The sequence below is a fragment of the Stenotrophomonas sp. 85239_Sma genome, from assembly GCF_056481725.1.
In genome coordinates, this window is the sequence record NZ_CM151163.1 from 3,184,605 (window position 1) to 3,210,009 (window position 25,405).

Here is a 25,405-nt window from a genome sequence, read left to right on the forward strand (position 1 = left end):
AGCAGGCTTCCGGCTCACGGGCAGACGGCCGCGGTTGCGGCCGGCGCGGGCGGGCGATGGCCGCAGCAGCCATCGCCCGATGCATCAACGGGCGCTGTCGACCACGGTGGCCGACACGGTCGGCACCGCTTCGGCATCCTCGGCGATCTGGCGCGGTGCCGGTTCAGCCACGGCCACGCCCAGGTAGCGCTGCATCAGCTCCTGCACGATCGGGCTCTTGCCGGCGAAGCCTTCGATCGACTTGCCCAGCGACACCGCCTTGACCAGATTCTCGAACATGCCGCCGTCGCCACCGACCAGGTCGATGTCGGCGTTGCGCAGCGCGCTGGCGATGACATTGGCGTTCTCGCGCGAGACTTCCTTGCCGGCCTCGATCGAGGCCAGCGCCTGCTTCAGGCTGTTGTCCAGCATCATGCGGAACTCTTCGTGGCCACGTGCCTGGTCGCTCAGCGAGGCAATGGCTTCGAACTTGCGCACCAGGCCTTCAGCCTCGGCCAGCAGCTTCTTCTGCACCACGCCCGCTTCTGCGTTGCCCAGCGATTCGGTGGCGGTGGCACGCGCCAGGCCCATCTTCTCTTCGCCCTGTGCCTGCGCCTGCAGGGTCTCGGCCAGTACGCGGGCCTCGTTGCTGCCTTGCTTCAGGCTGGCTTCGGCCTTGGCTTCGATCACGCGGGCCTCGGCAATGCCGACCTTCTCGATGGCCAGCGCCGAGGCTTCACGCACCTGCGCTTCGGCCAGGCCCGGCGCAGCCTGCTCGGCACGCAGCGCATCGGCCAGCAGGCGCTTGGCTTCGGCCTGCTTGCCGGCCGCTTCGTGCTCGGCCTGGGCCAGCGTGGTCAGTTCCACCGCGCGGTGCTTGGAGGCGGTCTCGCGCGCCTGCGCTTCCTTCACCTCGCGCACCAGCGCTTCCTGCGCCTTGGCTTCGGCTTCCAGGATCAGCACCTGCTTCTGGCGGTCTGCCTCGGAAACCTCGCGCACTTCCTTGATGCGCTCTTCTTCCTGCGCCACGGTCTTGTCGATGGAGATGCGTTCGCGGGTGATGTTGGCCACGTCCATCTTGCCCTGCTCGACCACCTTGTCGCGCTCCACGCCCTGCAGCTGCACTTCGCGGTCGGTGGTGACCTGCTCCAGCTGGCGTGCGCGCTCCACGCGCTCGGCCTCGATGGCCACGGCACGCTGGCGGTTCTGCTCGGCCACTTCCACTTCGCGCAGGCGGTTCTGGTCGCGGATCTCGATCAGCTGCTGTGCTTCGATGCGGGCATTCTCGGACAGCTGGCGCTGCTCTTCCTGCACCTTGGCGGTCTCGGCCTCCTCGCGCGCGCGGATGGTCTCGATCTCGCGCTTCTGGCGTGCTTCGGCTTCGGCCTGCTGGCGTTCCAGCGCCAGCAGCGCTTCGCGCGCTTCCACGTTTTTCTTGGTGATGGCGAGCTTCTCGTTCTGCTCCAGCTCGTTGGTCACCACGTTCTGCGCGGCGGTCAGCTCGGTGATCTTGCGGATGCCCTGCGCGTCGAGGATGTTGAACTGGTCCAGCAGCGACTTCGGGGTCTGCTCCAGGTAATCGATCGCCACGTCTTCCAGCACGTAGCCATTGAGGTCATTGCCGATCACCGCGATGATCTCGTCGCGGAACTCCTGGCGCTTCTCGAACAGTTCGGTGAAGTCGAACTTCTTGCCGACCGTCTTCAGCGCTTCAGAGAATTTGGCGTTGAACAGCTCGTCGACGGCGTGCTTGTCCGACGCGCGGTCGGCGCCGATGGCCTTGGCCACGCGCAGCACGTCAGCCTGGGTCTCGTTCACCCGCAGGTAGAAGGCCACGGCAATGTCGGCACGCATGTTGTCGCGGCAGATCAGGCCTTCCTTGCCGCGGCGGTCGATCTGCAGGGTGATCAGGCTGATCCGCATCAGCTCGGCGCGGTACAGCACCGGGATGATCAGCGCACCGGTGAAGTGCACCTTGGGCGTGGAGCTCATGTCGTTGACGATCAGGGCCACGCCCTGGTCGACCTTGCGGTAGAAGGCCTTGAACAGCCCGGCCACGCCCAGCAACAGGACGAGCAGGCCGCCGGCGACGGCCAGGATCGGTAAGAGGGATGCCAACGTCATTGATGATTCTCCTTGTTGCCCGGAAGCAGGTTGTCCTGGAAATCAAGGGCGATCGCATCGGCGCGGACCACCCGGTAATAGTGTTGCTCGGCCATGTGCTCGACCAGCACGATGCGCTCGCCACGCTGCAGTTCGATGTCGCTGCGGATCTGCAGCACCAGCCCGGCACCGCCATCATCGACAGTGGCATGACCGCTGCGTGCGTCCACTTTCGGCGATGCGACCACGCCGATCCGGCCCAGCAGCGATGCCTGCGGCACCGGCCGCAGGCGCAGCAGGAAGCGCCGGACCGGGCGCAGGATCAGCGCGGTAAGAGGTACCGCAGGCAGCGGTGCCAGCACCGCCACGAGCGTACCCAGGCCCCAGCGCAGCAGGTCCGGCAGCGGCAGCAATGCGAACAGGTGGATGAAATAGGTGATGAGCCAGCCGAACAGGCCCAGCAGGGTGACCACCACCATGATCGGGACGCCGCCCAGGCCCCAGCGCGCCAGCATGGCCGACAGGCCACTGAGGTCGGTCCCCGCCTCGAGTCCGCCATCGGCGCCGAGATTGCCGAAACCGTCATCGACCAGGCCGAACGCCGCAACTGCCCAATACATCACCGACACCAACAGCAGAATGCTGTACGGCAGCGTCGGGTAACCGAGCACGACGGTGAGAAACTCCTGCATCGCTTGCCTTCCTGGGCTATGGGCGGCGGCCGCCCGTTCGGGGCGCGCCGTGCGCGTCCCGTCGATCCCCACGCCAGCCTTCGTGGCAGGCGCGCTTGGGACCATCCTATGTGAAGAATGCGTACAGGCTCAAATCCGGGCGCTGATCAGGGTAAATAGTGACGCGAATCACTCGAGAACCGTGCAATCGGCGCGGCGTACTTCCTCGACGAAGGTGCGCATCTTGTAGCCGTCCTTGATGCCCGGCTCCAGTTCGATGCCGCTGGAGACATCCACGCCCCACGGCAGGGTGGCCAACACCGCGTCGTAGACGTTTTCCGGGTTCAGCCCGCCGGCCAGCAGGAACGGGCGATGCAGGCCGGTCGGGATCCGGCCCCAGTCGAAGGCCACGCCGGTACCGCCACCGCCGCCCGGCGCATGGCTGTCGAACAGGAAGCCGGCGGCGCTGGGATAGCGCAGCTGCAGGGTGCGGGCGTTGATCTCTTCACGCCCGCCCATGGCGATCGCCTTCAGGTAGGGCATGTTGAAGCTGCGGCAGAAGCTCTCGTCTTCCTCGCCGTGGAACTGCAGCAGGGTCGGCCTTACCGTGCGCAGTACCTCGCGCACCTCTTCCTTGCTGTTGTTGCGGAACAACGCCACCACGTCGACCATCGGCGCGATCGCCTGGCGCATCGCGCGTGCCTCGGCCGGGGCGACCCGGCGGCTGCTTTCACGGGCAAAGATGAAACCCACCGCGTCCACACCCAGTTCACCGGCCAGGCGGACGTCGCCGGCCCGGGTCATGCCACAGAACTTGATGCGTGTGCGGTAGTAGGAGCGGCTCATAGCGTGACCTCGGCGGGCAGATGCCAGTTGTCGGGGTACAGGGGCCCAAGGAACACCAGGCCCTGCGGCGGTGCGGTGGGACCGGCTACGGTGCGATCGCGCCCGGCCAGCAGTTCGGCGATCCATTCCACCGGCTTCTCGCCACTGCCCACCAGGATCAGCGATCCGACGATATTGCGGACCATGTGATGAAGGAATGCATTGCCCTGCACGGCGACCTCGATCACCTCGCCCTGGCGGCTGACCTGCAGTGACTGCAGTTCACGCCGTGCATGCAGCGCCTGGCATTGCACCGAGCGGAACGCGCTGAAGTCGTTCTCGCCGAGCAGGGCCTGGCCGGCGGCATGCATCAGGCCCGCGTCCAGCGCACGGCGCTCCCAGCTGAGGGTCTGCCGCTGCAGCGCCGGCCGCACTTCGCGGTTGAGCAGGCGGTAGCGGTAGCGGCGCGCACGCGCCGAGAAACGGGCATGGAAATCATCGGCCACCGGCACGCACCAGCGCACCGCGATCGAGCGCGGCAGGCGGGTGGTGGTGCCCAGCATCCAGGCGCGCGGATCGCGCACCACGTCGGTATCGAAATGGACGACCTGGCATTGACCGTGGACGCCGGCATCGGTACGGCCGGCACAGACCACCTGCAGCGGCGCATCGGCCACCGAGGACAGGGCCTGCTCAAGGCTGGCCTGCACGCTGGGGCCGCCCTCGCCAAGGTTCTGCCAGCCCCTGAAATCGCTGCCGTCGTATTCGACGCCAAGCGCGTAACGCATGTGCTACCTCGATGTTGCGGGTGGGGCGGCGCTCAGGCCGGATCGCGTTCGGACCAGACCGCCAGTTCGTTGCCACCGGGCTCGACGAACTGGAAGCGGCTGCCGCCGGGGAAAGAGAACACCGGCCGCACGACCTCACCGCCAGCGCTGCGCACCGCCGCTTCGATCGGCGCCAGCTGGTCGGCATACAGCACCAGCAGCGGCGCTCCGCTGTCACTGGCCCGTTGCGGCTGGCCGCGGAAGAAGCCGCCCTGCAGGCGGCCATCGTCGAAGGCGGTGTAGTCGCTGCCATAGTCGACGAACGACCAGCCGAATGCCTTCTCGAAGAAGGCGCGGCTGGCCGCGGGATCGATGGAGGCGAATTCAACGTAGTCGATGCGATGTTCGCGGCTCATGGCACGATCCTTGTCGGCGGGGTCGGTCACGGCAGGCGGGCCAGCAGTTCGCGGGCCTGGGCCTGGCAGTGCAGGTCGCCGCCCTCGGCCACTTCCTGCAGCAGGGTACGGGCGGTCTGGGCATCGCCCAGATCGAGGTAGGCAATGGCCAGCTCCAGGCGCTCCTGCCCGGCACGCGGCGCCCAGCCGGCATCATCGGCCGGTGCAGCGGCGGCGTCTTCGTGCGCGGCCGCGGCCAGCATGTCGTGCGGCGCGCCACTGGAAACGTCGCTGTCATGGGACTCGGTCGGCAGGTCGAACACACCGCGGAACTGCGGTTGCTGTTCGGCGTGCAGCGCATAGTCCGGCACAGCCACCTCGCCAGGGACCGCCTGCGCGTCCGGTCCATCCTGCACGGAGGCGACCGGTGCGGGGCTGTCCGGCGTGGCCACCGGTTCGTCCCAGCGCGGCAGGTCGGTGACTGCCTCGGGCAGCTCCACCACGTCGTCATCGCGCAGCGTCTGCGCCTGCCAGTCGGCCTGTGCAGCGATGTCGACAACCGGTTCGGCAGCCATGTCATCCTGCACCTCCGTTTCGGTCGCCCAGGCCGGCATCGCCGGCTCCTGGCGGCCACTGTCGGACACCGCCGTCGACCACGAAGACTGCTCGGCCAGCGTATCCAGCGCTGCGCCCGCCGGTACCGCAGCGGCCAGGCCGGCGGCATCGCCTTCTTCGCGCAGCGGCGGCAGCGGCGACGGCTTGCGACGACGCAGCAGCCAGGCGGCACCGGCCGCCAGCAACAGCACCGGCAGACCCAGCCAGTACCACGGCGTTGCCGCATCGCGGGCATCCGGTGCCTGCGCCAGGCGCTGCTGCGCAGCGGCCAGGTCGTTGTCCTTCATCGCGATCAGCGACTGCTGCTGTTCCTTGAGTTTTTCCAGGTCGGCCACGCGCTGCTTCAGCTCGCCGATCTCGGCATCGCGGGTCGCGATGTCCTCGCGGGCCTGGCGCAGTTGTTCGTTGCCCAGCATGTCACCCTCGCTGCCGGCTCCAGTGCCGGTGGTTGTGCCCGCGTGCGCGGCGTCGGAGGCCAGCGCCGGAGCGATTTCAAGTCGTGCCCCATTGGCCGCAGCCTGGGAAGAAGCGTTCGTGGTTGCCGCCCTGGCGGCCGCGGCGACGGTACCCGCAGGTTGCGGCACGGTGCGCGCCTGCCGCCACTGCGCGGCGTGTTCGCGCACCAGCGCTGCGGCCTCGCCAGCATCGACCGCTGCCAGCGCATCGCTGCCAGGCATGCGCAGCACGGCGCCCTGCTTGAGCAGGTTGATGTTGCCCCGGATGAAGGCTTCCGGGTTGGCACGCAGCAGGGCGATCATCGCGCGGTCGCGGCTGACCTGGCTGCCGCGGGCCATCGCGCTGGCGATCTGCGAAAGGGTCTGCCCACGCTGGACGGTGACGCTGCCATCGGGCGCCGATGCAGCGGCAGGTGCAGCCGCTGCACGCGGGCGAACCGGAGCGGGTGCCGGCGTGGCGGCGGTGGCGGACGGCGCAGGCACGCTCGCGCTCTCCGCAGCGGCGGGCGCAGCGGCGACGTCACGGGCGATGGTGTTGGAGAGCGTACCCGCGGGCGCAACGATTTCCGGCTCGGCCACGGCCAGTGCGCTGGAGGGTGCATCGACCAGTGCCGAGTACTCACGCACCAGGCGGCCCTGGCCCCAGTCGGCCTCGATCAGGAAGCTCAGCGACGGGGTCTCGACCGGCGTCTGCGAGGTCACACGCACCACCGCCCTGCCCTGTGCATTGCGGGTCAGCTCGAACTGCAGTTCGCCAACCAGGCCGGTCGGCCGCTGCAGGCCGACGCGCTCGAAGGTGACCGGTGAGGCCAACGCGACACGCAGATTCTCCAGCTCGGACGGATCGGCGGAGATCACCGGGATTTCGGCCAGCAGGGGCTGGCCCGGCCTGGACAGCACACGGATGTCGCCCAGACCCAGGGCAAGCACCGAACTGCTGGCCAGGGCCAGCAGCGCGGTGGAAAGATAGAGGAGCGGGCGCTTTGCGCCCCTGGCCCGTTTATTCATGGGCGACACTATAAAGCGTGCGGACCGCGGTCCGCACCCATGCAGAGCCGAGCCCGTGCCCGGCTACGCAGCCTGGTAGTGCCGGCCGCTGGCCAGCAAGCACTTCAGCCCACGGATCAGGGCAATGCCGGCCAGCGGCCGGCACTACCGGTGAGGCAACCGCAGTGATCAGCGCGGCTCGGCGGCAACCAGCTCGGCCAGCTGCACGGCATTCAGGGCCGCGCCCTTGCGCACATTGTCCGACACGATCCACAGGTTCAGGCCGCGCGGGTGCGACAGGTCCTCACGGATGCGGCCGACATACACCGCGTCGGTACCCGATGCATGGGTGACCGGGGTCGGGTAACCACCGGCCTCGTGGCGGTCGACCACTTCGATACCCGGCGACTGCTCCAGCAGCGCGCGTGCTTCGGCCACGGTGACCTTGTCGCGGGTCTCGATCGCCACCGATTCGGAGTGGCCGTAGAACACCGGCACGCGCACCGCAGTGGGGTTCACCAGGATGCTGTCGTCGCCGAGGATCTTGCGGGTCTCCCAGATCAACTTCATCTCTTCCTTGGTGAAGCCGTTGTCCTGGAAGTCGTCGATGTGCGGGATCAGGTTGAAGGCGATCTGCACCGGGAAGCGCTGCGGATCGATCTCCTGGAAGCTCAGCAGCTGGCCGGTCTGCTTGCCCAGCTCCTCGGTGGCCGAACGGCCGCCGCCGGACACCGACTGGTAGGTGGAGACGTTGATGCGCTCGATGCCGTACTTGCGGTGCAGCGGCGCCAGCGCCACCAGCATCTGCATGGTCGAGCAGTTCGGGTTGGCGATGATGCCGCGCGGACGGTTGGCGACCTGTTCCGGATTGACCTCGGACACCACCAGCGGCACGTCATCGTCGTAACGGAAGGCCGAGGAGTTGTCGATCACCACCGCACCGGCGGCGGCGAACTTCGGTGCGTATTCCTTGGACACGCTGCCGCCGGCCGAGAACAGCGCGATCTCGACACCGCTCGGATCGAAGGTGGCCAGGTCCTGGACCGTGACCTTCTGGCCGTTGAACTCGATTTCGCCGCCAGCCGAACGCTCGGAGGCGAGGACGCTCAGGGTACCAACCGGGAAATCACGCTCGGCCAGGATCGACAACATGGTCTCGCCGACGGCACCGGTGGCACCGACGACGGCGACGTGGAAACTGCGCTGTGCATTGCTCATGGGGGAAACTCTCATGGAAACGGGGATGGGGAAAATCACGCACGACAGCTGGGTTCGGGGAACCTCCTCAAGCGGGGCGCGCGGAGGTTCCCTATCGTTTCCCGGTTTTTTTGCCCAGGGTCACGCGCGCGGCCATCGCCGCGTCAGCGTTGATCGCGCTCGGCATGCGCGACGGGCCGCCGTCCAGGCCGAGCCCGGCGAGCAGATTATCGACGGCCAGCTGTACCATCGCCGTGCGCGTGGCCAGCGAGGCACTGCCGATGTGCGGAGTAAGCACGATGTTGCGCAGCGCCAGCAGTTCCGGGCGCACCGTCGGCTCGCCCTCGTACACATCCAGGCCGGCGGCAGCAAGGCGACCGTTGGCCAGCGCATCGGCCAGCGCGATCTCATCGACCAGTCCACCGCGGGCGATGTTCACCAGCGTGGCCGACGGCTTCATCTTCGCCAGCGCGGCGGCGTCGATCAGATGATGCGAGGCCGGCGTGTATGGCAGCACCAGCAGCAAGTGGTCGGACTGCGCCAGCAGCGTATCCAGGTCCACATAGGTGGCCCCCACTTCCGCTTCGGTCGCAGCCGGCAGCTGCGAACGGTTGTGGTACAGCACCTTCATGCCGAAACCATGCGCGCCGCGGCGGGCGATGCCCTGGCCGATGCGGCCCATGCCGAGGATGCCCAGCGTGCTGCCGTGGATGTCGGCACCAAGCATGGTCTGGAACGACCACTGCTGCCACTGGCCCTCGCGCAGCCAGCGCTCGGACTCGGTGATGCGGCGCGCGGTGGCCATCAGCAGTGCGAAGCCGAGATCGGCGGTGGTTTCAGTCAGGACGTCCGGCGTATTGCTGGCCAGGATGCCGGCCGCACTGAGCGCGTCGACATCCAGGTTGTTGTAGCCGACACCGACATTGGCGATCACCTGCAGCTGCGCGGCATCGGCCACCTGCGCTGCGCCGATGCGCTCGTTGAGGGTGATGACCGCGCCATCGGCGCTGGCCAGCTGTTCGGCGATCTGCTCGGGCGACCAGGCGGTGACCGTGTCGGTGCTGCGCAGCTGCACGCGATCGCGCAGCGGCGCGATGGCCGCGTCGATCAGCGGCTGGCTCACCCACACGGTCGGCCGCGTGTCAGCCATCGATCTGCCCGGGAATGCGTGGGGTGATCGTGCCGACATCGCCACACTGCGCGCGGTGGCGCAGCGCCTGGTCCATCAGCACCATCGCCACCATCGCCTCGGCGATCGGGGTGGCACGGATGCCGACGCAGGGATCGTGGCGGCCGGTCGTGACCACTTCGACCACGTTGCCGGCGGTATCCAGCGACGGGCCCGGCAGGCGCAGGCTGGAGGTCGGCTTCAACGCGATCGACGCGACCACCGGCTGGCCGGTGGAAATGCCACCGAGGATGCCGCCGGCATGGTTGCTGGCGAAGCCCTGCGGGGTCAGCAGGTCGCGGTGTTCGGTGCCCTTCTGCGCGGCGCTGGCGAAACCGTCGCCGATCTCCACGCCCTTCACCGCGTTGATGCTCATCAGTGCGGCAGCCAAATCACCGTCGAGCTTGCCGTAGATCGGCTCGCCCCAGCCTGGCGGCACGTTGTCGGCGACCACGTCCACGCGCGCACCGACCGAATCTCCGGACTTGCGCAGCGCATCCATGTACGCCTCCAGCTCGGGCACCTGTGCCGCGTGCGGCCAGAAGAACGGATTGCCTTCCACCGCCGACCAGTCGAAACCGGCCGGGGTGATGTCGCCCAGCTGCGACAGGTAGCCACGCACGGTGACGCCGAAGCGCTCGGCAAGCCACTTCTTGGCGACCACGCCGGCGGCCACGCGCATGGTGGTCTCGCGCGCCGAGGAACGGCCACCGCCGCGCGGGTCGCGGATGCCGTACTTGTGCCAGTAGCTGTAGTCGGCATGGCCCGGGCGGAACTGCTGGCCGATGTTGGCGTAGTCCTTGCTGCGCTGGTCGGTGTTGCGGATCAGCAGCGCGATCGGGGTGCCGGTGGTCAGGCCCTCGTACACGCCGGACAGGATCTCGACCTCATCGGCCTCGCGCCGTGCCGAGGTGTGCCGGCTCTTGCCGGTGGCGCGGCGCTGCAGGTCGTGGGCGAATTCGGCCGCGTCCAGCGCCAGCCCCGGTGGGCAGCCATCGATCACGCAGCCGATGGCCGGCCCGTGCGACTCGCCGAACGTGGTGACGGTGAACAGCTTGCCGAACGAATTGGAGCTCACGGGCGCTGCGCCGCCAGTTCGGTGATGCGTGCGCTGTGGGCAATCAGCTCGCGGCATTCAACCGCGAAGATGCCCATCTGGCCGACCTTGAATTCGATCCAGGCGAAATCGACTTCCGGCAGCAGCTTGACCAGATGCTGTTCGGATTCGCCCACTTCACAGATCAGCAGGCCGTCTTCGCTCAGGTGCAGCGGCGCGTCGCGCAGGATCTTCAGCACCAGGTCCAGGCCATCGTCACCGGCGCGCAGGCCCATTTCCGGCTCGTAGGAGTATTCCTTCGGCAGCGCATCGGTCTCGTCGTTGGTGACGTACGGCGGATTGGTGACGATCAGGTCGTAGTGGCGGCCGGACAGGCCATTGAACAGGTCCGACTTGATCAGGTTGACGTTGTACGCCTGCAGCCGCTCCCGGTTTTCTTCAGCCAGCGACAGCGCGTCGTCGCTCAGGTCGACGCCGTCCACCTGCCAGTTGGGGTAGTAGTGGCCCATGGCGATGGCGATGCAGCCCGAACCGGTGCACAGGTCCAGCGCACGGTACACGTCGCGGCCGGCCAGCCAGGGCTCGAAGCCGCACTCGATCAGTTCGGCGATCGGCGAGCGCGGCACCAGGGCGCGCTTGTCGCTCTTGAAGCTCAGGCCGGCAAACCAGGCCTCACCCGTCAGGTAGGCGGCCGGGATGCGTTCGTCGATGCGGCGCTGGAACAGCTCCAGCACGCGCAGCTTCTCGGCCTGCAGCAGGCGCGCCTGGCCGTAGGCCGGGCCGAGGTCGTGCGGCAGGTGCAGGCTGTGCAGCACCAGCTGGGTGGCCTCGTCCAGCGCGTTGTCGTAGCTGTGCCCGAAGGTCAGCCCGGCTTCGTTGAAACGGCTGGTGCCGTAGCGGATCAGATCGATGATCGTGTGGAGTTCGGCGGCCGTTTCAGCGGTCATGGCGGTACTGCGGGCAAAGTGGCCCCCGATTATAGGGGCTGGCGCCCGCGGCGGCATCCGTTGCGGCGGAAACGATCGGGCCACAGCCGGTATGATGGAGCCCATTTCGCGCGGGAGCCCCCATGTTCAATCGCAACGCCGGCATCATCCTGCTGATCGCCCTGGCGGCGGGGCTCGGCCTGCTGGCCGCCCAGCAGGTGTTCGCGCCGAAGCCGCCGGCCAACGCCCCGGCCACCGAAGCGATCACCCTGTACCCGCAGCCGCGCGAACTGCCCGATTTCAACCTGGCCCAGTCCGATGGCACCCGCCTGATCCCGGGCGAACTGAAGGGCCACTGGACCCTGGTATTCCTGGGCTTCACCTTCTGTCCCGACGTCTGCCCGACCACCCTGGCCGAGCTGGCCGGCGCGCAGAACCAGTGGGAGGCCCTGCCCGATGGCCTGCGCCCGCGCGTGCTGTTCATCTCGGTCGACCCGGACCGCGACAGTGCCACCCGCCTGGGCGAGTACGTGCACGGCTTCCACAAGGACACCCTGGCCGCCACCGCCGATATCCCCTCGCTGGAGCGCTTCGCCACCTCGCTGGGCTTCGTGTTCCAGAAAGTGCCCGGCAAGCATTTCGACGAGAATCCCGAGGATTACACCGTCGAGCATTCGGCCAGCCTGGCCGTGCTCGACCCGCAGGGCCGTCTTGCCGGCCTGGTGCGCCCCCCGTTCAACGCGCCGGCCATTGCCCGCGACCTGCAGAAGCTGACCGAGAAAACCGCCCCATGAGCCTCACCACCGCCCTGACGTACGCCCTGCCCCATCGCCTGCTGTCCTCGATGGCGCGTTCGCTGGCGTACTCGGACGATCCGCGCGTGTCGCGCTGGCTGATCGACACGGTCACCCGCAAGTTCAACGTCAACCTGGATGAAGCGGCCAACCCGGACCCGCGCAGCTACGCGACCTTCAACCAGTTCTTCACCCGTGCACTGAAGCCGGGCGCGCGCGTGGCCGATGCCGATCCACGCAGCCTGGTGATGCCGGCCGACGGCCGCATCAGCCAGCTCGGCAGGATCGAGGCCGGCCGCATCTTCCAGGCCAAGGGCCAGTCGTTCACCGCCGCCGAACTGCTGGGCAGTGACGAGGACGCCAAGCCGTACAACGACGGCCTGTACGCCACCGTGTACCTGTCGCCGCGCGACTACCACCGCGTGCACATGCCGTGGACCGGCACCCTGCGCGAAACCGTGCACGTGCCGGGGCGCCTGTTCAGCGTCGGCCCGGCCGCCGTCAACGGCGTGCCGCGCCTGTTCGCGCGCAACGAGCGCCTGGTCTGCCATTTCGATACCAGCTTCGGCCCGATGGTCAGCGTGATGGTCGGTGCGCTGCTGGTGTCCGGCGTGGAAACCGTTTGGAGCGGCGAGGAGATTCCGGCCTACGGTGATCGCATCACCCGCAAGGACTACCGCGGCCAGGGCATCCAGCTGGAGCGCTTCGCCGAAATGGCGCGCTTCAACTACGGTTCGACCGTGATCGTGCTGCTGCCGCCTGGCGTGGCCGAGTTCGCCCCGCAGCTGGGCGCCGAAAGCCCGGTGCAGCTGGGCCAGGCGCTGGCAAGGCTGCGCTGACAAAAAGGGGACGGAGGGGATCAAGTCGTTCATGCATGAACGACTTGATCCCCTCCGTCCCCTTTTGTTGTTACTGCAGGGCCGGGGCCGGGCCGACGTCCATGCCGTCGTAGTCTTCCACTCCCCGCTCCGCGGCCAGCGCCGCGAATTCCTGGTTGCGGCGGTCCAGCGAGGCTTCATCGTGGATCTCCACGCGCTCCACGTGCAGCACGTGGAACGGCGCGCCGCCCTCTTCCGGCTCCTGCTCGAACAGTTCCACGAAGGCATAGCCCTGCGCCTGCAGGTGATCCGCCAGTGCCTGCAGCGGCTCGGCACTGGAGTGGACGAAGAAGTAACCCCACAGCAACGGGCCGTTGATATCCCAGTCGGTGTTCTCGCGGAGGTTGGCGAACAGGTTGCGGGTGGCTTCGAGGTCCATGCGGGTTCCAGGGATCGGGGGGATTACTTGTCGCAGCCCTGCAGCTTCAGCGTCTGGCCGTGGCGCAGGCTGTAGGCAGGGGCCTTCAGGCCATTGGCGCGGGCCAGGGTCGGCACGTCGCACTGGAACTTCGCCGCGATGGCGCCCAGGGTTTCGCCCCTGGCCACCTTGTGGCTGCGCACCGGTTTGGGCCGCGCGGCCGGACGCGGCGTGGCCACCGGAGCGACCGGGGTGGTCGGTACGCTGGTGGAGGCAGCGGCGTCGGCCACTGGCACCACCCCGCCGACGGCCACGCTGCCGGTGTAGCTCGTTGCGGCCGGGCGCTTGATCGCCGCGTTCAGATCGGCGGTGATCAGGGTGCGCGCGAGGTCGGCGCGCGGGCCACTGACGCAGTTGCGCTGGTACAGGCCCGCGATGCGGGTGGTGGCGTTGATCAGCGTACCGGCCGGAATCCAGCCATCGGCTTCGTAACGCGGGTTGAGATTGCGCAATGCACGCATGTAGCCATCGCGGGTACCGTGGCTGCCCAGGCAGATGGTCAATTCGTAGATCGTGGTGGACCTGGCCAGACGCAGCGTGGCGGGCTGCGCGCTGATCTTCGGGAACTCCACGCCGTACTGCTGCGGGTGCAGGAAGATCCAGGCCGCGGCGATCACCATCGGCACGTAATCCTTGGTTTCACCGGGGAACTGGTTGTAGACGCTGTCGGTCCAGAAGCTCTGGCCACCGCTCTGCTTGAACACGCGCGCGGCACGACCTTCACCACCGTTGTAGGCGGCCACCGACATTTCCACGTTGTTGTTCAGTTCGCGCAGGCGCTCGTTGAGATAACTGGCGCTGGCTTCGGCGGCGCTGCGCGCGTCGAAGCGGGTGTCGAAACCGGTGCCGTCCGGGCCGAGGCCGAAGCGGCGTCCGGTGGCCGGCATGAACTGCATCAACCCGGCGGCGCCCGCACGCGAGGACGCATGCACGCGGCCGTTGGATTCCTTGGCCATGATGCCGAACAGCAGCGCCTCGGGCAGGCCGCGTTTTTCCCATTCCGGCCACATCACTGCGCGCAGGTTCTGGTAATTCTCGTAGCTGGTGAGCAGTGCCGGGCGCATGTCGGTCAACCAGCGGCGGATGCCGGCCTGTACCGCCGGGTTGTACTCGACCATGCTGTCGAAGGCGTGCCGTTTATCGTTCAGCAGCGCGGCGGCACGCGCCGCCTCGGGCACGTCCGCGGTGAGCGGGCCGATATGGTCGGGGTCGGCCTCCAGGCGGTCACCACCTTCATCGGCCACGTCATCGCTGGCGGCCGCATCAGCGTCGTGCTTGAGCAGGCGCTTGTAGCTGGCCAGCAGGGTGCCCATCTGGCAGCCCTTCTGCTTCACGCAGTCGTTGAGGACATCTTCCATGTCCTCCAGCGCGGCATCGGCCTCGTTGCTGCCCTTCGGGTCGGCATTGGCGGCCAGCAGCAGGGCGTCGCTGTAGCGCTTTTCGGCGGCGGTCATGCGCTGTTGCAGCGCATCCACCTTCACCTTGTCCCGGGCCGAAACCCGCTGCGCATGGGCGTCGGGTGCCAGGGAAACCAGGCCGGCCAGGGCCAACAGCGGCCAACCACGGGAAATCAGGACAGGAACGGGCATTGATGGCACTGTGTGCGAAACAGGCAGGCAGAGTAGCGGCGCCGCCAAGGTCCGGGCAAGCCGACCTTCGGACCGTCACGGCCGGCGGTTAACATTGGACTATTCATCACAAGGGCTGGACCATGGATCCGATTCTGCTCGGCAAAGGCATTACCGACGATATTGCCGTCACCCTGCTGCCGAAACTCGGCAACCGTCACGGCCTGGTGGCCGGCGCCACCGGTACCGGCAAGACCGTGACCCTGATGACCCTGGCCGAAGGGTTTTCGCGCCTCGGCGTGCCGGTGTTCCTGGCCGATGTGAAGGGTGATGTCTCCGGCCTGGCCGTACCCGGCAGCGGTGCCGAGAACCTGCTCAAGCGTGCTGCCGAGATCGGCGTGGCCGACTATGCGCCGACCGCCAGCCCGACCCTCTTCTGGGACCTGTACGGCAAGCTGGGCCACCCGGTACGCACCACCGTCAGCGAGATGGGCCCGACCCTGCTGGCGCGCATCCTCGAGTTGAACGATACCCAGTCCGGCGTGCTCGACATCGTGTTCAAGCTGGCCGACGACCGCGGGCTGCTGCTGCTGGACATGGACGACCTGCGCGCCCTGCTCGGCCTGGTCGCGGAGGAGCGCAAGGACATCTCCACCGAGTACGGCCTGGTCAGTGCGCAGTCGATCGCCGCGATCCAGCGTTCGGTGCTGCGCCTGGCGCAGGATGGCGGCGAGAACTTCTTCGGTGAGCCGGCGCTGGAGCTGGCCGACATCATGCGGGTCAACCACGACGGCCGCGGCGTGATCGGCATCCTCGCCGCCGACCAGCTGGTCCTCAAGCCCAAGCTGTACTCCACCTTCCTGCTGTGGCTGCTGTCGGAGCTGTTCGAGCAGCTGCCGGAAGTGGGCGACCTGGACAAGCCGAAGCTGGTCTTCATCTTCGACGAGGCCCACCTGCTGTTCGACGATGCGCCGCCATCGCTGGTGCAGCGCATCGAACAGGTGGTGCGACTGATCCGTTCCAAGGGTGTGGGCGTGTACTTCTGCTCGCAGTTCCCCGACGACGTGCCGGGCAACATCCTCGGCCAGCTCGGCAACCGCGTGCAGCACGCGCTGCGTGCGTTCACCCCGCGCGACCAGAAGGCGGTGAAGACCGCGGCCGAGACGTTCGTGCCGAACCCTAAGCTGGACGTGACCAAGGTACTGAGCCAGCTCGGTACCGGCGAGGCCCTGGTCTCCACGCTGCAGGACAAGGGCGTACCGATGCCGGTGCAGCAGACGATGATCGCGCCGCCACGCTGCCGGATGGGGCCGATCACCGAGGCCGAGCGCGCCCAGGTGCGTGCCGGCAGCCCGGTCGGCAGCCGCTACGACACCGCGATCAACCGCGAATCGGCCGCCGAACTGCTGGCCCAGCGCGCGCAGAAGGCGACCGAACAGGCACAGGCACCTGCCGCACGCAGCCGTGAGCAGGACGAAGCGCAGGAAGGTGGTTTCGGCCAGGCGATCAAGGATGCGATCTTCGGCACCAAGCGTCGCCAGGGCATGATCGAGACCATGGCAAAGCAGACCACCCGCACCGTCGGCACCAAGCTGGGCAACCAGATCGTACGCGGCATCCTCGGTGGCATCTTCGGCGGCAAGCGCTAGCTGCCCCTGCCGGGCTCGGATCCCTTTCCGCTGGAAAGGGGTCCGACCCCGCTCCTCCACCGCTCCCCCTCGAATAGAAGTTGTATTTCATGTCGCGTTGGCGCCCCCCCGCAGAAAAAAGCACCGCCCTGATCACCGCCTCCGGGCATGCGCGGCTGAAATCCGAACTGGATGAGCTGTGGCGTGTGCGCCGCCCGGATGTGGTGAAGGCGCTGGCCGCCGCTGCCGCGGAAGGCGACCGTTCGGAGAACGCCGAGTACACCTATCGCAAGAAGCAGCTGGGCGAAATCGACCGCCGCGTGCGCTACCTGACCAAGCGGCTGGAATCGCTGCGCGTGGTCGATACCACGCCGACCGATCCGCAGGCAGTGTTCTTCGGTGCGTGGGTGGAACTTGAGAACGTGGACAGCGGCGACACCAGCCGCTACCGCATTGTCGGGCCGGATGAGACCGACGCCGGGCTGGGCTGGATCAGCATCGACTCACCACTGGCGAGGGCGCTGCTGAAGAAACGGCTGGAGGACGAGTTCTCGGTGGAGCTGCCCGGCGGGCAGTTCACCTTTGCGGTGATCGGGGTGGAGTACGAGCCCTTATAGCGTCGAGCCAGTCTCGACTGCGTTGTCCAACAGTCGAGGGTGGCTCGACGCTACAGAAGCAACAACGGCGGCGGGTACGCGCGTCCTGCACGCAGCGGGCGGAAATAACCGGTATTGCGATAGAAGGCGGCATCCTGCACATCGTGCCAGCCGGGAATGCCGGCCAATGGCAGGGGCCGCAGCTGCAGCGGATCGGTCACTACCCTGCCCGCGGCGATGGCCGCGGTCACTGCGTCAACACAGTCAGCATCGGCATCACCCCGCACCACCACGCACTTGCCCACCAGCAATCGCCCGGGCAGCAGCGCCTGTTCCATCAGCGCATGCCCGAATACCGCGGCAATGGCGATGTCACCGCCCTGCCAGCGCGACGGCTCGAACAATGCAGGCCAGTCATGCCCGTCCCACGCGCGCAGCAACGTGCCATCGCGCACACGCACGATCACGCCGGTTTCGTCGAACTGGGTCAGCGCCGCCTGTGCACGGTTGCGTTGGCCCGGCGGCATCGCCTCGATATGCCGGCACTGCTGCGCATTGAGCACCTGCTTGAGCTGCGGGTAACGGGCCCACACCAGCGCGTTGAACAGGTCATGCCAGTTGTCGGCGCGGGTGGCGATGCGGCCCTGCGCGATGCGGGCTTCGTAGTGCAGACCGTCGGCCAGCAGCGTGGCATCCTGCTCGACCAGCTGCTTGCCGGGCAGCACGAGGCGTGCCTCGAGCGCTGCAACGGACGGCCACCCCGGGCCTTCCAACAGATCACGAACGTCGCGCAATCCGGCAAACAGCGGGTGCCCGAACACCTGCGGATCGACCGCCGCACGTGGCGGCGGCACGAAGCGGCGGACGCCGCCCCCGTCACCGGCGGCGGCCGTCGCTGCGGTCACAGCATCCTGAGGTCGAATGCCGGGCGGGTAGCGGCGGGCAGCGCGTCACCGTACAGGTCGTGCTCGTCGCTCTCGGTGATTTCGACGTCGATGAACTCGCCCACGCGCAGCGGCACCTGGTCGGCATTCTGGATATGCACCAGGCCATCGATCTCCGGCGCATCGGCCTTGGAGCGGGCTACGGCGATATCGCCTTCGATGGCATCGACCAGGCACTGCTGCACGGTACCGATCTTGGCTTCCAGGCGCGCGGCGGAAATCTGCGCCTGCTTCTCCATGAAGCGGGCCAGGCGTTCCTGCTTCACTTCCTCCGGCACAGCATCGGGCAGATCGTTGGCGGTGGCACCCTCGACCGGCGAGTAGGCGAACGCACCCACGCGATCCAGCTGCGCTTCGTCGAGGAACGACAGCAGTTCCTCGAACTCGGCCTCGGTCTCGCCCGGGAAGCCGACGATGAAGGTCGAACGCACGGTGATGTCCGGCGCGATGCGGCGCCAGTTCTGCACGCGCTCCAGAGTCTTCTCGACCGCCCCGGGGCGCTTCATCAAGCGCAGGATGCGCGGGCTCGCATGCTGGAACGGGATGTCCAGGTACGGCAGGATCCGGTTCTCGGCCATCAGCGGCACCACCTCGTCCACGTGCGGATACGGATAGACGTAGTGCATGCGCACCCACGCATCCAGCTCGGACAGGCCTTCGCACAGCGCCTTCAAGCGGGTCTGGTAGGCCTTGTCGCGCCACATCTTCTCGGCGTACTTCACGTCCACGCCATAGGCCGAGGTGTCCTGCGAGACCACCAGCAGCTCACGCACGCCCCCACGCACCAGGCGCTCGGCTTCACGCAGCACCTCGTCGACCGGGCGCGAGACCAGCTTGCCGCGCATCGACGGAATGATGCAGAAGCTGCATTTGTGGTTGCAGCCTTCGGAAATCTTCAGATAAGCGTAGTGGCGTGGCGTCAGCTTGATGCCGTAGTCGGGCACCAGGTCCACGAACGGATCGTGCCTGGGCGGCAGAGCTTCATGCACCGCTTCCATCACGCTCTGGTAATCCTGCGGGCCGGACACCGCCAGCACATTGGGGTACGCCTCGCGGATCTGTTCCGGGCGCTTGCCCAGGCAGCCAGTGACGATGACCTTGCCGTTCTGGTTCATCGCCTCGCCAATGGCATCCAGCGACTCGGTCACCGCCGAATCGATGAAGCCACAGGTGTTGACCACCACCACGTCGGCCGAATCGTAGGACGGGACGATGTCGTATCCCTCGGACCGCAGCTGGGTGAGGATGCGCTCGGAATCGACGAGGGCCTTCGGGCAGCCAAGGCTGACGAAGCCGACTTTGGGGTTCAGCTGGGACATGGAATCGCGGGACTCTGGGGGCCTGGGCCCCTGCCGGCATGGCAGGGGGTCCTGGGGGCCGGGGCCTGAAAGGGCGCCAGTATACCGGGGTTGGCGGCCAGGCTCTGAACGGCCAATTGCCCGATCACGCACAGCTGCTGACACCGCGCTAACCGGCGCAGCACCGACAATGCAGCTCTGTTCCCAGCAACGAGGAAGATGACGATGGCCGAGTGGATCACCCTGGATACGCATCACGGCCCGGTGCGGGCCTGGCAGGCCCTGCCGGAAGGCACCGCGCGCGGTGGCCTGGTGGTGGTGCAGGAAATCTTCGGCGCCAATCCGCACATCCGCGGCGTGGCAGAGCGTTTCGCGGCCGAAGGCTATGCGGTGCTGGCGCCATCCTTCTTCGACCTGCTTGACGGCGCCGACGCCGATCCGGACGCCCTGCCCTACGACGCCGAGGGCGTGAAGCAGGGCCTGGAACGGGTCGGTGCGCTGGGCATGGAGAAGGCGCTGGAAGTGGTCCGCGCGGCGGCGACCCGGCTGGCCCGCTACGGCAAGGTCGGCACGGTCGGCTACTGCTGGGGCGGCACGGTGGCGATGCTGTCGGCCCTGCGCCTGGGCCTGCCCTCGGTCAGCTACTACGGTGCGCGCAACGTGCAGTTCCTTGACGAGGCGCCCAAGGCCCCGGTGATCTTCCACTTCGGCGCCCAGGACAGGAGCATCCCGCCGGAAGCCATCCAGGCCCATCGCGAGAAACTGCCGCAGATGGCCACCTACGTCTATCCGGCTGATCACGCCTTCAACCGGGAGGTCGGACATGCGTATGATCCAGACAGCGCCGCCCTGGCGCTGCAACGCACCCTGGACTTCTTCTCGGAGCATCTTGGATGAGCGAATTCGAACTCGATTCACGCCTGGCCACCGATAGCGTGCTGGTGGCGGAAGGACCGTTGTCGCAAGTGCGGCTGATGAACGACGAACGATTCCCCTGGCTGGTGCTGGTACCGCGCTTGGCCGGGGTGACCGAGTGGATCGAGCTGGACGGCGAGCAGCAGGACAAGCTGCGCACCGAGCTCAACCGCGCCTGCAAGGCCCTGAAGGGCGCCGACGGGGTGGAAAAGATCAACATCGGGGCGCTGGGCAACATCGTGCGCCAGCTGCACTTCCATGTCATCGGCCGCCATGACGGCGATCCGGCCTGGCCGGGCCCGGTCTGGGGCAGCGGCCCGGCGCACCGTTACGAGCCGGCGGCGCTGGACCAGCATGTCGCCTACTGGAAGGAACGGCTAGGATATCCGGCCCAGTCCTGAGCCTTCGCCGACCCGATGCGATTCAACCTCGTTGCCGCCGTCCTGCTGATCCTGATCGGCCTGTTCATGCTCGCCAGCAATCTCGGCTGGACGCATCTGAACCTGTCCAAGCTGCTGTTGACCTGGTGGCCGGTGGCCCTGGTGGGCGTCGGCATCGCGATGCTGTTCGGTCGCGGCAAATAAGGCAGTGCCCGGCCATGCCCGGGCACGCACCAGAAACGGAAACGCCGGGCATCGCCCGGCGTTCTCGATGGGTGATGACGCGAGCGATCAGGTCCGCGGCAGGGTCACGCCGGTCTGGCCCTGGTACTTGCCGCCACGATCGCGGTACGACGTCTCGCACACGTCATCGGCGGCCGCCTGGAAGAACAGCATCTGCGCCACGCCTTCGTTGGCGTAGATGCGCGCCGGCAGCGGCGTGGTGTTGCTGAATTCCAGGGTGACGTGGCCTTCCCATTCCGGCTCCAGCGGCGTCACGTTGACGATGATGCCGCAGCGCGCGTAGGTGCTCTTGCCCAGGCACACCACCAGGGTATCGCGCGGGATGCGGAAGTACTCGACGGTACGCGCCAGCGCGAAGCTGTTCGGCGGGATGATGCATTCGTCGGCGGTGATGTCGACGAAGCTGCCCGAGTCGAAGTGCTTGGGATCGACAATCGTCGAGTTGATGTTGGTGAATACCTTGAACTCGCGCGAGCAGCGCACGTCGTAGCCATAGCTGGACGTGCCATAGCTGACGATGCGCTGGCCGTTGGCCTGCTTGACCTGCCCCGCCTCGAACGGCTCGATCATGCCGTGCTGCTCGGACATGCGGCGGATCCAACGGTCACTCTTGATGCTCATGCTTTGTCCTGGGGGTACGAGGGGGCGCGAGGATTCTAGCAGGGGCCCGGCCTCGGCCGGCGGCCCCTGCCCCGGCACTCACAGCAGCGACGACAGGATCGGGATCGAGGCGCGCGGGCGCTTGCCCACTTCCTCGATCAGGCGCTGTGCGGCATGGCGATAGGCCTGGGCCGGCGCCGAATCCGGCTGGGCCACGGTGATCGGGGTGCCTGCATCGCCCTGTTCGCGGATGCCGATCTGCAGCGGCAGCGAACCCAGCAGCGGCACGCCGTACTGCGCGGCCATGCGCTCGCCGCCGCCCTCGCCGAACAGGTGCTCGATGTGCCCGCAGCTGCTGCAGGTATGCACCGCCATGTTCTCGACAATGCCCAGCACCGGCACCTCGACTTTCTCGAACATCTTCAGCGCTTTCTTCGCATCCAGCGTGGCGATGTCCTGCGGCGTGGTGACGATCACCGCACCGGCCAGCGGAATCTTCTGGGTCAGGGTCAGCTGGATGTCACCGGTGCCCGGCGGCAGGTCGATCAGCAGGAAATCCAGGTCGTCCCACAGGGTGTCGTTGAACAGCTGGGTCATCGCCGAGGTGGCCATCGGGCCACGCCAGATCATCGGCGTGTCCTCTTCGATCAGGTAGCCGATCGACATGGTGTCCACGCCAAAGGCACGCAACGGCTCGATGCTCTTGTTGTCCGGGCTTTCCGGGCGGCCGGACAGGCCCAGCATGGCTGGCACGCTGGGGCCATAGATATCGGCGTCGAGCACGCCCACGCGGGCGCCGAGCTGCTGCAGCGCCACGGCCAGGTTCACCGAGGTGGTGGACTTGCCGACGCCGCCCTTGCCCGAACCGACCGCGATCACGTTGCGGATGCGGGCATGCGGCGTCAGTCCCTTCTGGACCTGGCTGGCATGGGGGCGGCGGGGAGAACTGTTCACAACGAGCACCGGCGGGGTCAGGGGGGAGAACCCAACATCATACAAGCTGGACGTAACCTGACTGAAATTCAGGATTGCGACAGATTCGTGCACAGATTGTTAAGTTCATGTTACGTTCGATAAGCACTGTTTTGAGCTGTGGAGCCGGTTATTCCGGCCCGCGCGATGGCGCATGCGCAGTGCCGTTTTTGTTTTTTGCTCTCCAATGGAACTACATGAAACACGTCAGCAATACCGCACGTCGCAACACGCTCGCCGTCGCCCTGATTTCCGCTCTGATGGCCGCCGCCCCGGCAATGGCCCAGGACAAGGCGACCAACCTGGACAAGATCACCGTCACCGGTTCGCTGATCCCGCAGACCCAGGTCGAAACCCAGACCCCGGTGATGTCCATCACCGCCGAAGACATCCAGACCCGCGGTTTCAGCAGTGTTGCTGAAGTGCTGCAGCAGTCGTCGCTGACCACCGGCGGCCTGCAGGGTGGCCAGACCTCGGGTGCGTTCACCCAGGGCGCCGAAGCGGCCGGCATGTTCGGCCTGAACCCCGGCTACACCAAGTACCTGATCAACGGCCGCCCGATGCTCTCGTATCCGGCGCTGTACAACGGCAGCGAGTCGTTCAACAACATCAGCGGCATTCCGATCGACATCGTCGAGCGCATCGAAGTCCTGCCGGGCGGCCAGTCGTCGCTGTACGGCTCGGACGCGATCGCCGGTGTGGTCAACATCATCCTGAAGGAACGCATGGACGGCGGCACGATGTCGATCCGTGGCGGCACCTACACCGAAGGCGGTGGCAGCAACATCCGCTTCAGCGCCGCCAAGGGCTTCAACGCGTTCGACGACCGTTTCCATGCGCTGGTCAACGTGCAGATCGAAAACGGCAGCCCGATCTGGGGCTACCAGCGTGACATCACCAAGCAGAACAACCCGGTCGGTTACACCGCGCAGCTGCCGTCGAACGACTTTGCCGTCATCGGCAACGCCGACAACAAGCTGTACATGATGGACCCGACCCGCTGCGCCAACGTGGCAGGCCTGTACGACGGCACCACCACCGTCGGCAAGCGTGCATCGGGCGAATCGTGCGGCTCGGTGTACAGCGCCGGCTACAAGACCCTGAAGAACGGCAAGAACAGCGGCCAGTTCTACTCGTCGATGACCTTCGACGTGAACGACAACTTCCAGCTGTTCGCCGACGTGCTGTACAGCAAGGAAAAGACCGAGTTCACCTCCGGCTCCAGCGCCCTGTGGTGGGGCACCAAGTCGGTGATGGGCGGCTTCTACGACCAGGGCCTGGGCAAGGTCGTGAACCTGCAGCGCGCCTTCGCGCCGGAAGAAATCGGCCCGGGCCACTACAACAACATCCTGAACTCCGATGAGAGCCGTTCCTACCAGGTCACCCTGGGCGGCAAGGGCATGGTCGGCGACTGGGACTACAGCGCCAGCTTCACCCGCGGCGAATACCGCCTGGACCAGAACCGCTTCGCGCGCTGGAAGGACAAGATCGAAGGCTTCTTCGGCGAGACCGTGCTGGGCCCGCGCCTGGGCACCACCGCTGATGGCTTCGGCATCTACAACCCGGACTACACCGCTTTCTACTCGCCGATCACTCCGGACCAGTTCGCCAGCTTCACCGGCTATGGCACCCACCGCAGCAAGACCTGGCAGAACCTGGGTCGCGTGCAGGTGACCAACGGTTCGCTGTTCTCCCTGCCCGGCGGCGACGCCGGCCTGGCCGTCGTGCTGGAAGGCGGCAGCGAAGGTTGGGACTACTCGCCCGACCAGGCTTTCGTCGATGGCAACGCCTGGGGGGCCAGCGCCGTGGCCGGTGCCGGCCACCGCAGCAACTACGCGGTGACCAGCGAACTGCGCATGCCGGTGTTCGAATCGCTGACCATCAGCGCCTCGGGCCGCTATGACGCCTTCAAGATCGCCGACAAGACCGTCGACAAGGCCACCTACAGCATCGGCCTGGAATACCGCCCGGTTGAAAGCCTGCTGCTGCGCGGCAAGTACGGCACCGCGTTCCGCGCGCCGACCCTGTCCGATGCCTTCCAGGGCATGAGCGGCTCGTTCGCCTCCGGCCAGAACGATTACTACCGCTGCAGCCAGATGGGTTACGCACTGCGTGACGAAGCCTGCTCGTTCTACAAGACCACCTCGGTGTACAGCGAAAAGTCCGGCAACCCGGACCTGAAGCCGATCACCGCCGACGTGTGGAGCGCAGGCGTGGTGTGGGCCCCGGTGAGCAACTTCTCGCTGTCGGTCGACTACTACAACTGGAAGATCAAGAACGAGGTCAAGACGCTGAGCACCGACCAGCTGCTGCTGGCCGAGTACCAGTGCCACAACGGCCTGCCGAACAACACCTCGGCCAGCTGCCAGAACGTGACCGACTGGGTGACCCGCGACGCCGGTGGCAACCTGACCCGCGTGTACACCCCGAAGCTCAACGTGGCCAGCCAGAACCTGGAAGCGGTAACCGTCGGTGCCAAGTACCAGCAGGACCTGGGCCGCTTCGGTTCGCTGATGTTCTCCGGCAACTACACCAACATGCTGAAGCGTGAAGTGGTGGCCCTGCCGGGTGCACAGAAGCTGGACCTGCTGAGCGATCCGTACAACATGTGGTACTACGACAACTTCGCCAAGGTCCGTGGCGACGTGTCGGTGGGCTGGGCCATCTCCAAGTTCACCACCACCGTGTACGCCAACTACGTCGGCAGCACCCCGAACTACCTGGCCTACACCGGCCGCAGCTATGACTACGTCCACTCCTCCGGCGCCAAGGCCGGCAAGTGGGGCTCGTACACCACGTACAACATGAGCCTGAACTACCAGGCGCAGGATGATCTGACCCTGTCGCTGATGGTCAACAACGTGTTCAACAAGCTGCCGGAAGGCCAGCGCTACAACTACCCGGGCAACGAATCGACCCCGTTCAACGACGGCTTCTACAGCGTCTATGGCCGCCAGATCTCGGCCCAGGTCAAGTACGACTTCTGATCCCGTCGTATTCCGGACTCCGTGTCTGGACCAGGCCCC

Annotated in this window: 24 protein-coding genes; 8 read left to right on the plus strand and 16 right to left on the minus strand. The window is 66.9% G+C overall.

Annotated features, from left to right (window positions below):
- Window positions 1-84: 84 nt before the first annotated feature.
- The 10 genes from ACYKG1_RS14965 to prmB form a co-directional block, all read right to left on the minus strand.
- Window positions 85-2,103 (minus strand): hypothetical protein, encoded by a 2,019-nt coding sequence (locus ACYKG1_RS14965; RefSeq protein WP_100473483.1) that lies wholly within the window; start codon window positions 2,101-2,103, stop codon window positions 85-87.
- Entirely contained in the window at window positions 2,100-2,774 is a 675-nt protein-coding gene (locus ACYKG1_RS14970) for a hypothetical protein (RefSeq protein ID WP_100473484.1), read from the minus strand. Before ACYKG1_RS14970 ends, ACYKG1_RS14965 begins: the two co-directional genes overlap by 4 nt.
- Window positions 2,775-2,942: 168 nt before the next feature.
- Window positions 2,943-3,599 carry a phosphoribosylanthranilate isomerase gene (locus tag ACYKG1_RS14975; RefSeq protein ID WP_014037969.1) on the minus strand — a complete coding sequence of 219 codons (657 nt, stop codon included), beginning with the start codon at window positions 3,597-3,599 and terminating at the stop codon, window positions 2,943-2,945.
- The gene (gene truA, locus ACYKG1_RS14980; RefSeq protein ID WP_014647888.1) at window positions 3,596-4,366 is read right to left on the minus strand and encodes a tRNA pseudouridine(38-40) synthase TruA; all 771 of its coding nucleotides are present in this window, start codon (window positions 4,364-4,366) and stop codon (window positions 3,596-3,598) included. Before truA ends, ACYKG1_RS14975 begins: the two co-directional genes overlap by 4 nt.
- A gap of 32 nt (window positions 4,367-4,398) precedes the next feature.
- Window positions 4,399-4,761 (minus strand): VOC family protein, encoded by a 363-nt coding sequence (locus ACYKG1_RS14985; protein WP_478470831.1) that lies wholly within the window; start codon window positions 4,759-4,761, stop codon window positions 4,399-4,401.
- Between the two features lie 26 nt (window positions 4,762-4,787).
- Entirely contained in the window at window positions 4,788-6,818 is a 2,031-nt protein-coding gene (locus ACYKG1_RS14990; protein WP_478470832.1) for a motility hub landmark protein FimV, read from the minus strand.
- A gap of 168 nt (window positions 6,819-6,986) precedes the next feature.
- A complete protein-coding gene (locus ACYKG1_RS14995; protein WP_100473487.1) occupies window positions 6,987-8,015 on the minus strand; it encodes an aspartate-semialdehyde dehydrogenase in 1,029 nt (342 codons plus the stop codon).
- Window positions 8,016-8,106: 91 nt separating this feature from the next.
- Window positions 8,107-9,144 (minus strand): 2-hydroxyacid dehydrogenase, encoded by a 1,038-nt coding sequence (locus ACYKG1_RS15000; protein ID WP_100473488.1) that lies wholly within the window; start codon window positions 9,142-9,144, stop codon window positions 8,107-8,109.
- Window positions 9,137-10,240 carry a chorismate synthase gene (gene aroC / locus ACYKG1_RS15005; protein WP_100473489.1) on the minus strand — a complete coding sequence of 368 codons (1,104 nt, stop codon included), beginning with the start codon at window positions 10,238-10,240 and terminating at the stop codon, window positions 9,137-9,139. The genes ACYKG1_RS15000 and aroC overlap by 8 nt, the downstream gene beginning before the upstream one ends.
- Window positions 10,237-11,166, minus strand: a complete 930-nt coding sequence (prmB, locus tag ACYKG1_RS15010) for a 50S ribosomal protein L3 N(5)-glutamine methyltransferase (protein WP_088026671.1) — start codon at window positions 11,164-11,166, stop codon at window positions 10,237-10,239. The genes aroC and prmB overlap by 4 nt, the downstream gene beginning before the upstream one ends.
- A gap of 122 nt (window positions 11,167-11,288) precedes the next feature.
- Here prmB and ACYKG1_RS15015 point away from each other — a divergent pair, with 122 nt between their 5' ends.
- Window positions 11,289-11,939: an SCO family protein gene (locus tag ACYKG1_RS15015; protein WP_005417991.1), complete on the plus strand. Its 651-nt coding sequence runs from the start codon at window positions 11,289-11,291 to the stop codon at window positions 11,937-11,939.
- Window positions 11,936-12,778 (plus strand): archaetidylserine decarboxylase, encoded by an 843-nt coding sequence (gene asd / locus ACYKG1_RS15020; RefSeq protein ID WP_478470833.1) that lies wholly within the window; start codon window positions 11,936-11,938, stop codon window positions 12,776-12,778. Before ACYKG1_RS15015 ends, asd begins: the two co-directional genes overlap by 4 nt.
- A gap of 70 nt (window positions 12,779-12,848) precedes the next feature.
- Here asd and ACYKG1_RS15025 read toward each other — a convergent pair whose 3' ends face one another.
- Both ACYKG1_RS15025 and ACYKG1_RS15030 read right to left on the minus strand, forming a co-directional pair.
- Complete coding sequence (locus ACYKG1_RS15025; protein ID WP_100473490.1) at window positions 12,849-13,196, minus strand: ribonuclease E inhibitor RraB; 348 nt, start codon at window positions 13,194-13,196, stop codon at window positions 12,849-12,851.
- A 23-nt stretch (window positions 13,197-13,219) separates the two neighbouring features.
- Entirely contained in the window at window positions 13,220-14,824 is a 1,605-nt protein-coding gene (locus ACYKG1_RS15030) for a transglycosylase SLT domain-containing protein (protein ID WP_100473491.1), read from the minus strand.
- 122 nt (window positions 14,825-14,946) lie between these two features.
- Here ACYKG1_RS15030 and ACYKG1_RS15035 point away from each other — a divergent pair, with 122 nt between their 5' ends.
- Together ACYKG1_RS15035 and greB are read left to right on the plus strand one after the other, a co-directional pair.
- Window positions 14,947-16,452 (plus strand): helicase HerA-like domain-containing protein, encoded by a 1,506-nt coding sequence (locus ACYKG1_RS15035; protein WP_262082799.1) that lies wholly within the window; start codon window positions 14,947-14,949, stop codon window positions 16,450-16,452.
- An 89-nt stretch (window positions 16,453-16,541) separates the two neighbouring features.
- Window positions 16,542-17,048, plus strand: a complete 507-nt coding sequence (gene greB, locus ACYKG1_RS15040; RefSeq protein WP_100473493.1) for a transcription elongation factor GreB — start codon at window positions 16,542-16,544, stop codon at window positions 17,046-17,048.
- A gap of 50 nt (window positions 17,049-17,098) precedes the next feature.
- On the opposite strand, the gene ACYKG1_RS15045 is transcribed toward greB, so the two are convergent.
- Together ACYKG1_RS15045 and rimO are read right to left on the minus strand one after the other, a co-directional pair.
- Complete coding sequence (locus ACYKG1_RS15045; protein WP_478470834.1) at window positions 17,099-17,932, minus strand: DUF3025 domain-containing protein; 834 nt, start codon at window positions 17,930-17,932, stop codon at window positions 17,099-17,101.
- A complete protein-coding gene (gene rimO, locus ACYKG1_RS15050; RefSeq protein ID WP_100473495.1) occupies window positions 17,929-19,290 on the minus strand; it encodes a 30S ribosomal protein S12 methylthiotransferase RimO in 1,362 nt (453 codons plus the stop codon). Before rimO ends, ACYKG1_RS15045 begins: the two co-directional genes overlap by 4 nt.
- 204 nt (window positions 19,291-19,494) lie before the next feature.
- On the opposite strand from rimO, the gene ACYKG1_RS15055 reads away from it, so the two are divergent.
- The 3 genes from ACYKG1_RS15055 to ACYKG1_RS15065 are packed head-to-tail and all read left to right on the plus strand — an operon-like array spanning window position 19,495 to window position 20,768.
- A complete protein-coding gene (locus tag ACYKG1_RS15055) occupies window positions 19,495-20,166 on the plus strand; it encodes a dienelactone hydrolase family protein (RefSeq protein WP_478470835.1) in 672 nt (223 codons plus the stop codon).
- Window positions 20,163-20,585 carry an HIT domain-containing protein gene (locus ACYKG1_RS15060; RefSeq protein ID WP_014647910.1) on the plus strand — a complete coding sequence of 141 codons (423 nt, stop codon included), beginning with the start codon at window positions 20,163-20,165 and terminating at the stop codon, window positions 20,583-20,585. Before ACYKG1_RS15055 ends, ACYKG1_RS15060 begins: the two co-directional genes overlap by 4 nt.
- 15 nt (window positions 20,586-20,600) lie before the next feature.
- Window positions 20,601-20,768: a LiaI-LiaF-like domain-containing protein gene (locus ACYKG1_RS15065; RefSeq protein ID WP_005418011.1), complete on the plus strand. Its 168-nt coding sequence runs from the start codon at window positions 20,601-20,603 to the stop codon at window positions 20,766-20,768.
- Window positions 20,769-20,855: 87 nt separating this feature from the next.
- On the opposite strand, the gene dcd is transcribed toward ACYKG1_RS15065, so the two are convergent.
- Window positions 20,856-21,428, minus strand: a complete 573-nt coding sequence (dcd, locus tag ACYKG1_RS15070; RefSeq protein WP_014037995.1) for a dCTP deaminase — start codon at window positions 21,426-21,428, stop codon at window positions 20,856-20,858.
- Window positions 21,429-21,506: 78 nt separating this feature from the next.
- Window positions 21,507-22,361 carry an iron-sulfur cluster carrier protein ApbC gene (apbC, locus tag ACYKG1_RS15075; RefSeq protein ID WP_005418013.1) on the minus strand — a complete coding sequence of 285 codons (855 nt, stop codon included), beginning with the start codon at window positions 22,359-22,361 and terminating at the stop codon, window positions 21,507-21,509.
- 215 nt (window positions 22,362-22,576) lie between these two features.
- Here apbC and ACYKG1_RS15080 point away from each other — a divergent pair, with 215 nt between their 5' ends.
- Window positions 22,577-25,366, plus strand: coding sequence for a TonB-dependent receptor plug domain-containing protein (locus ACYKG1_RS15080; RefSeq protein ID WP_087923224.1), 2,790 nt, complete (start codon window positions 22,577-22,579; stop codon window positions 25,364-25,366).
- Window positions 25,367-25,405: the final 39 nt, after the last annotated feature.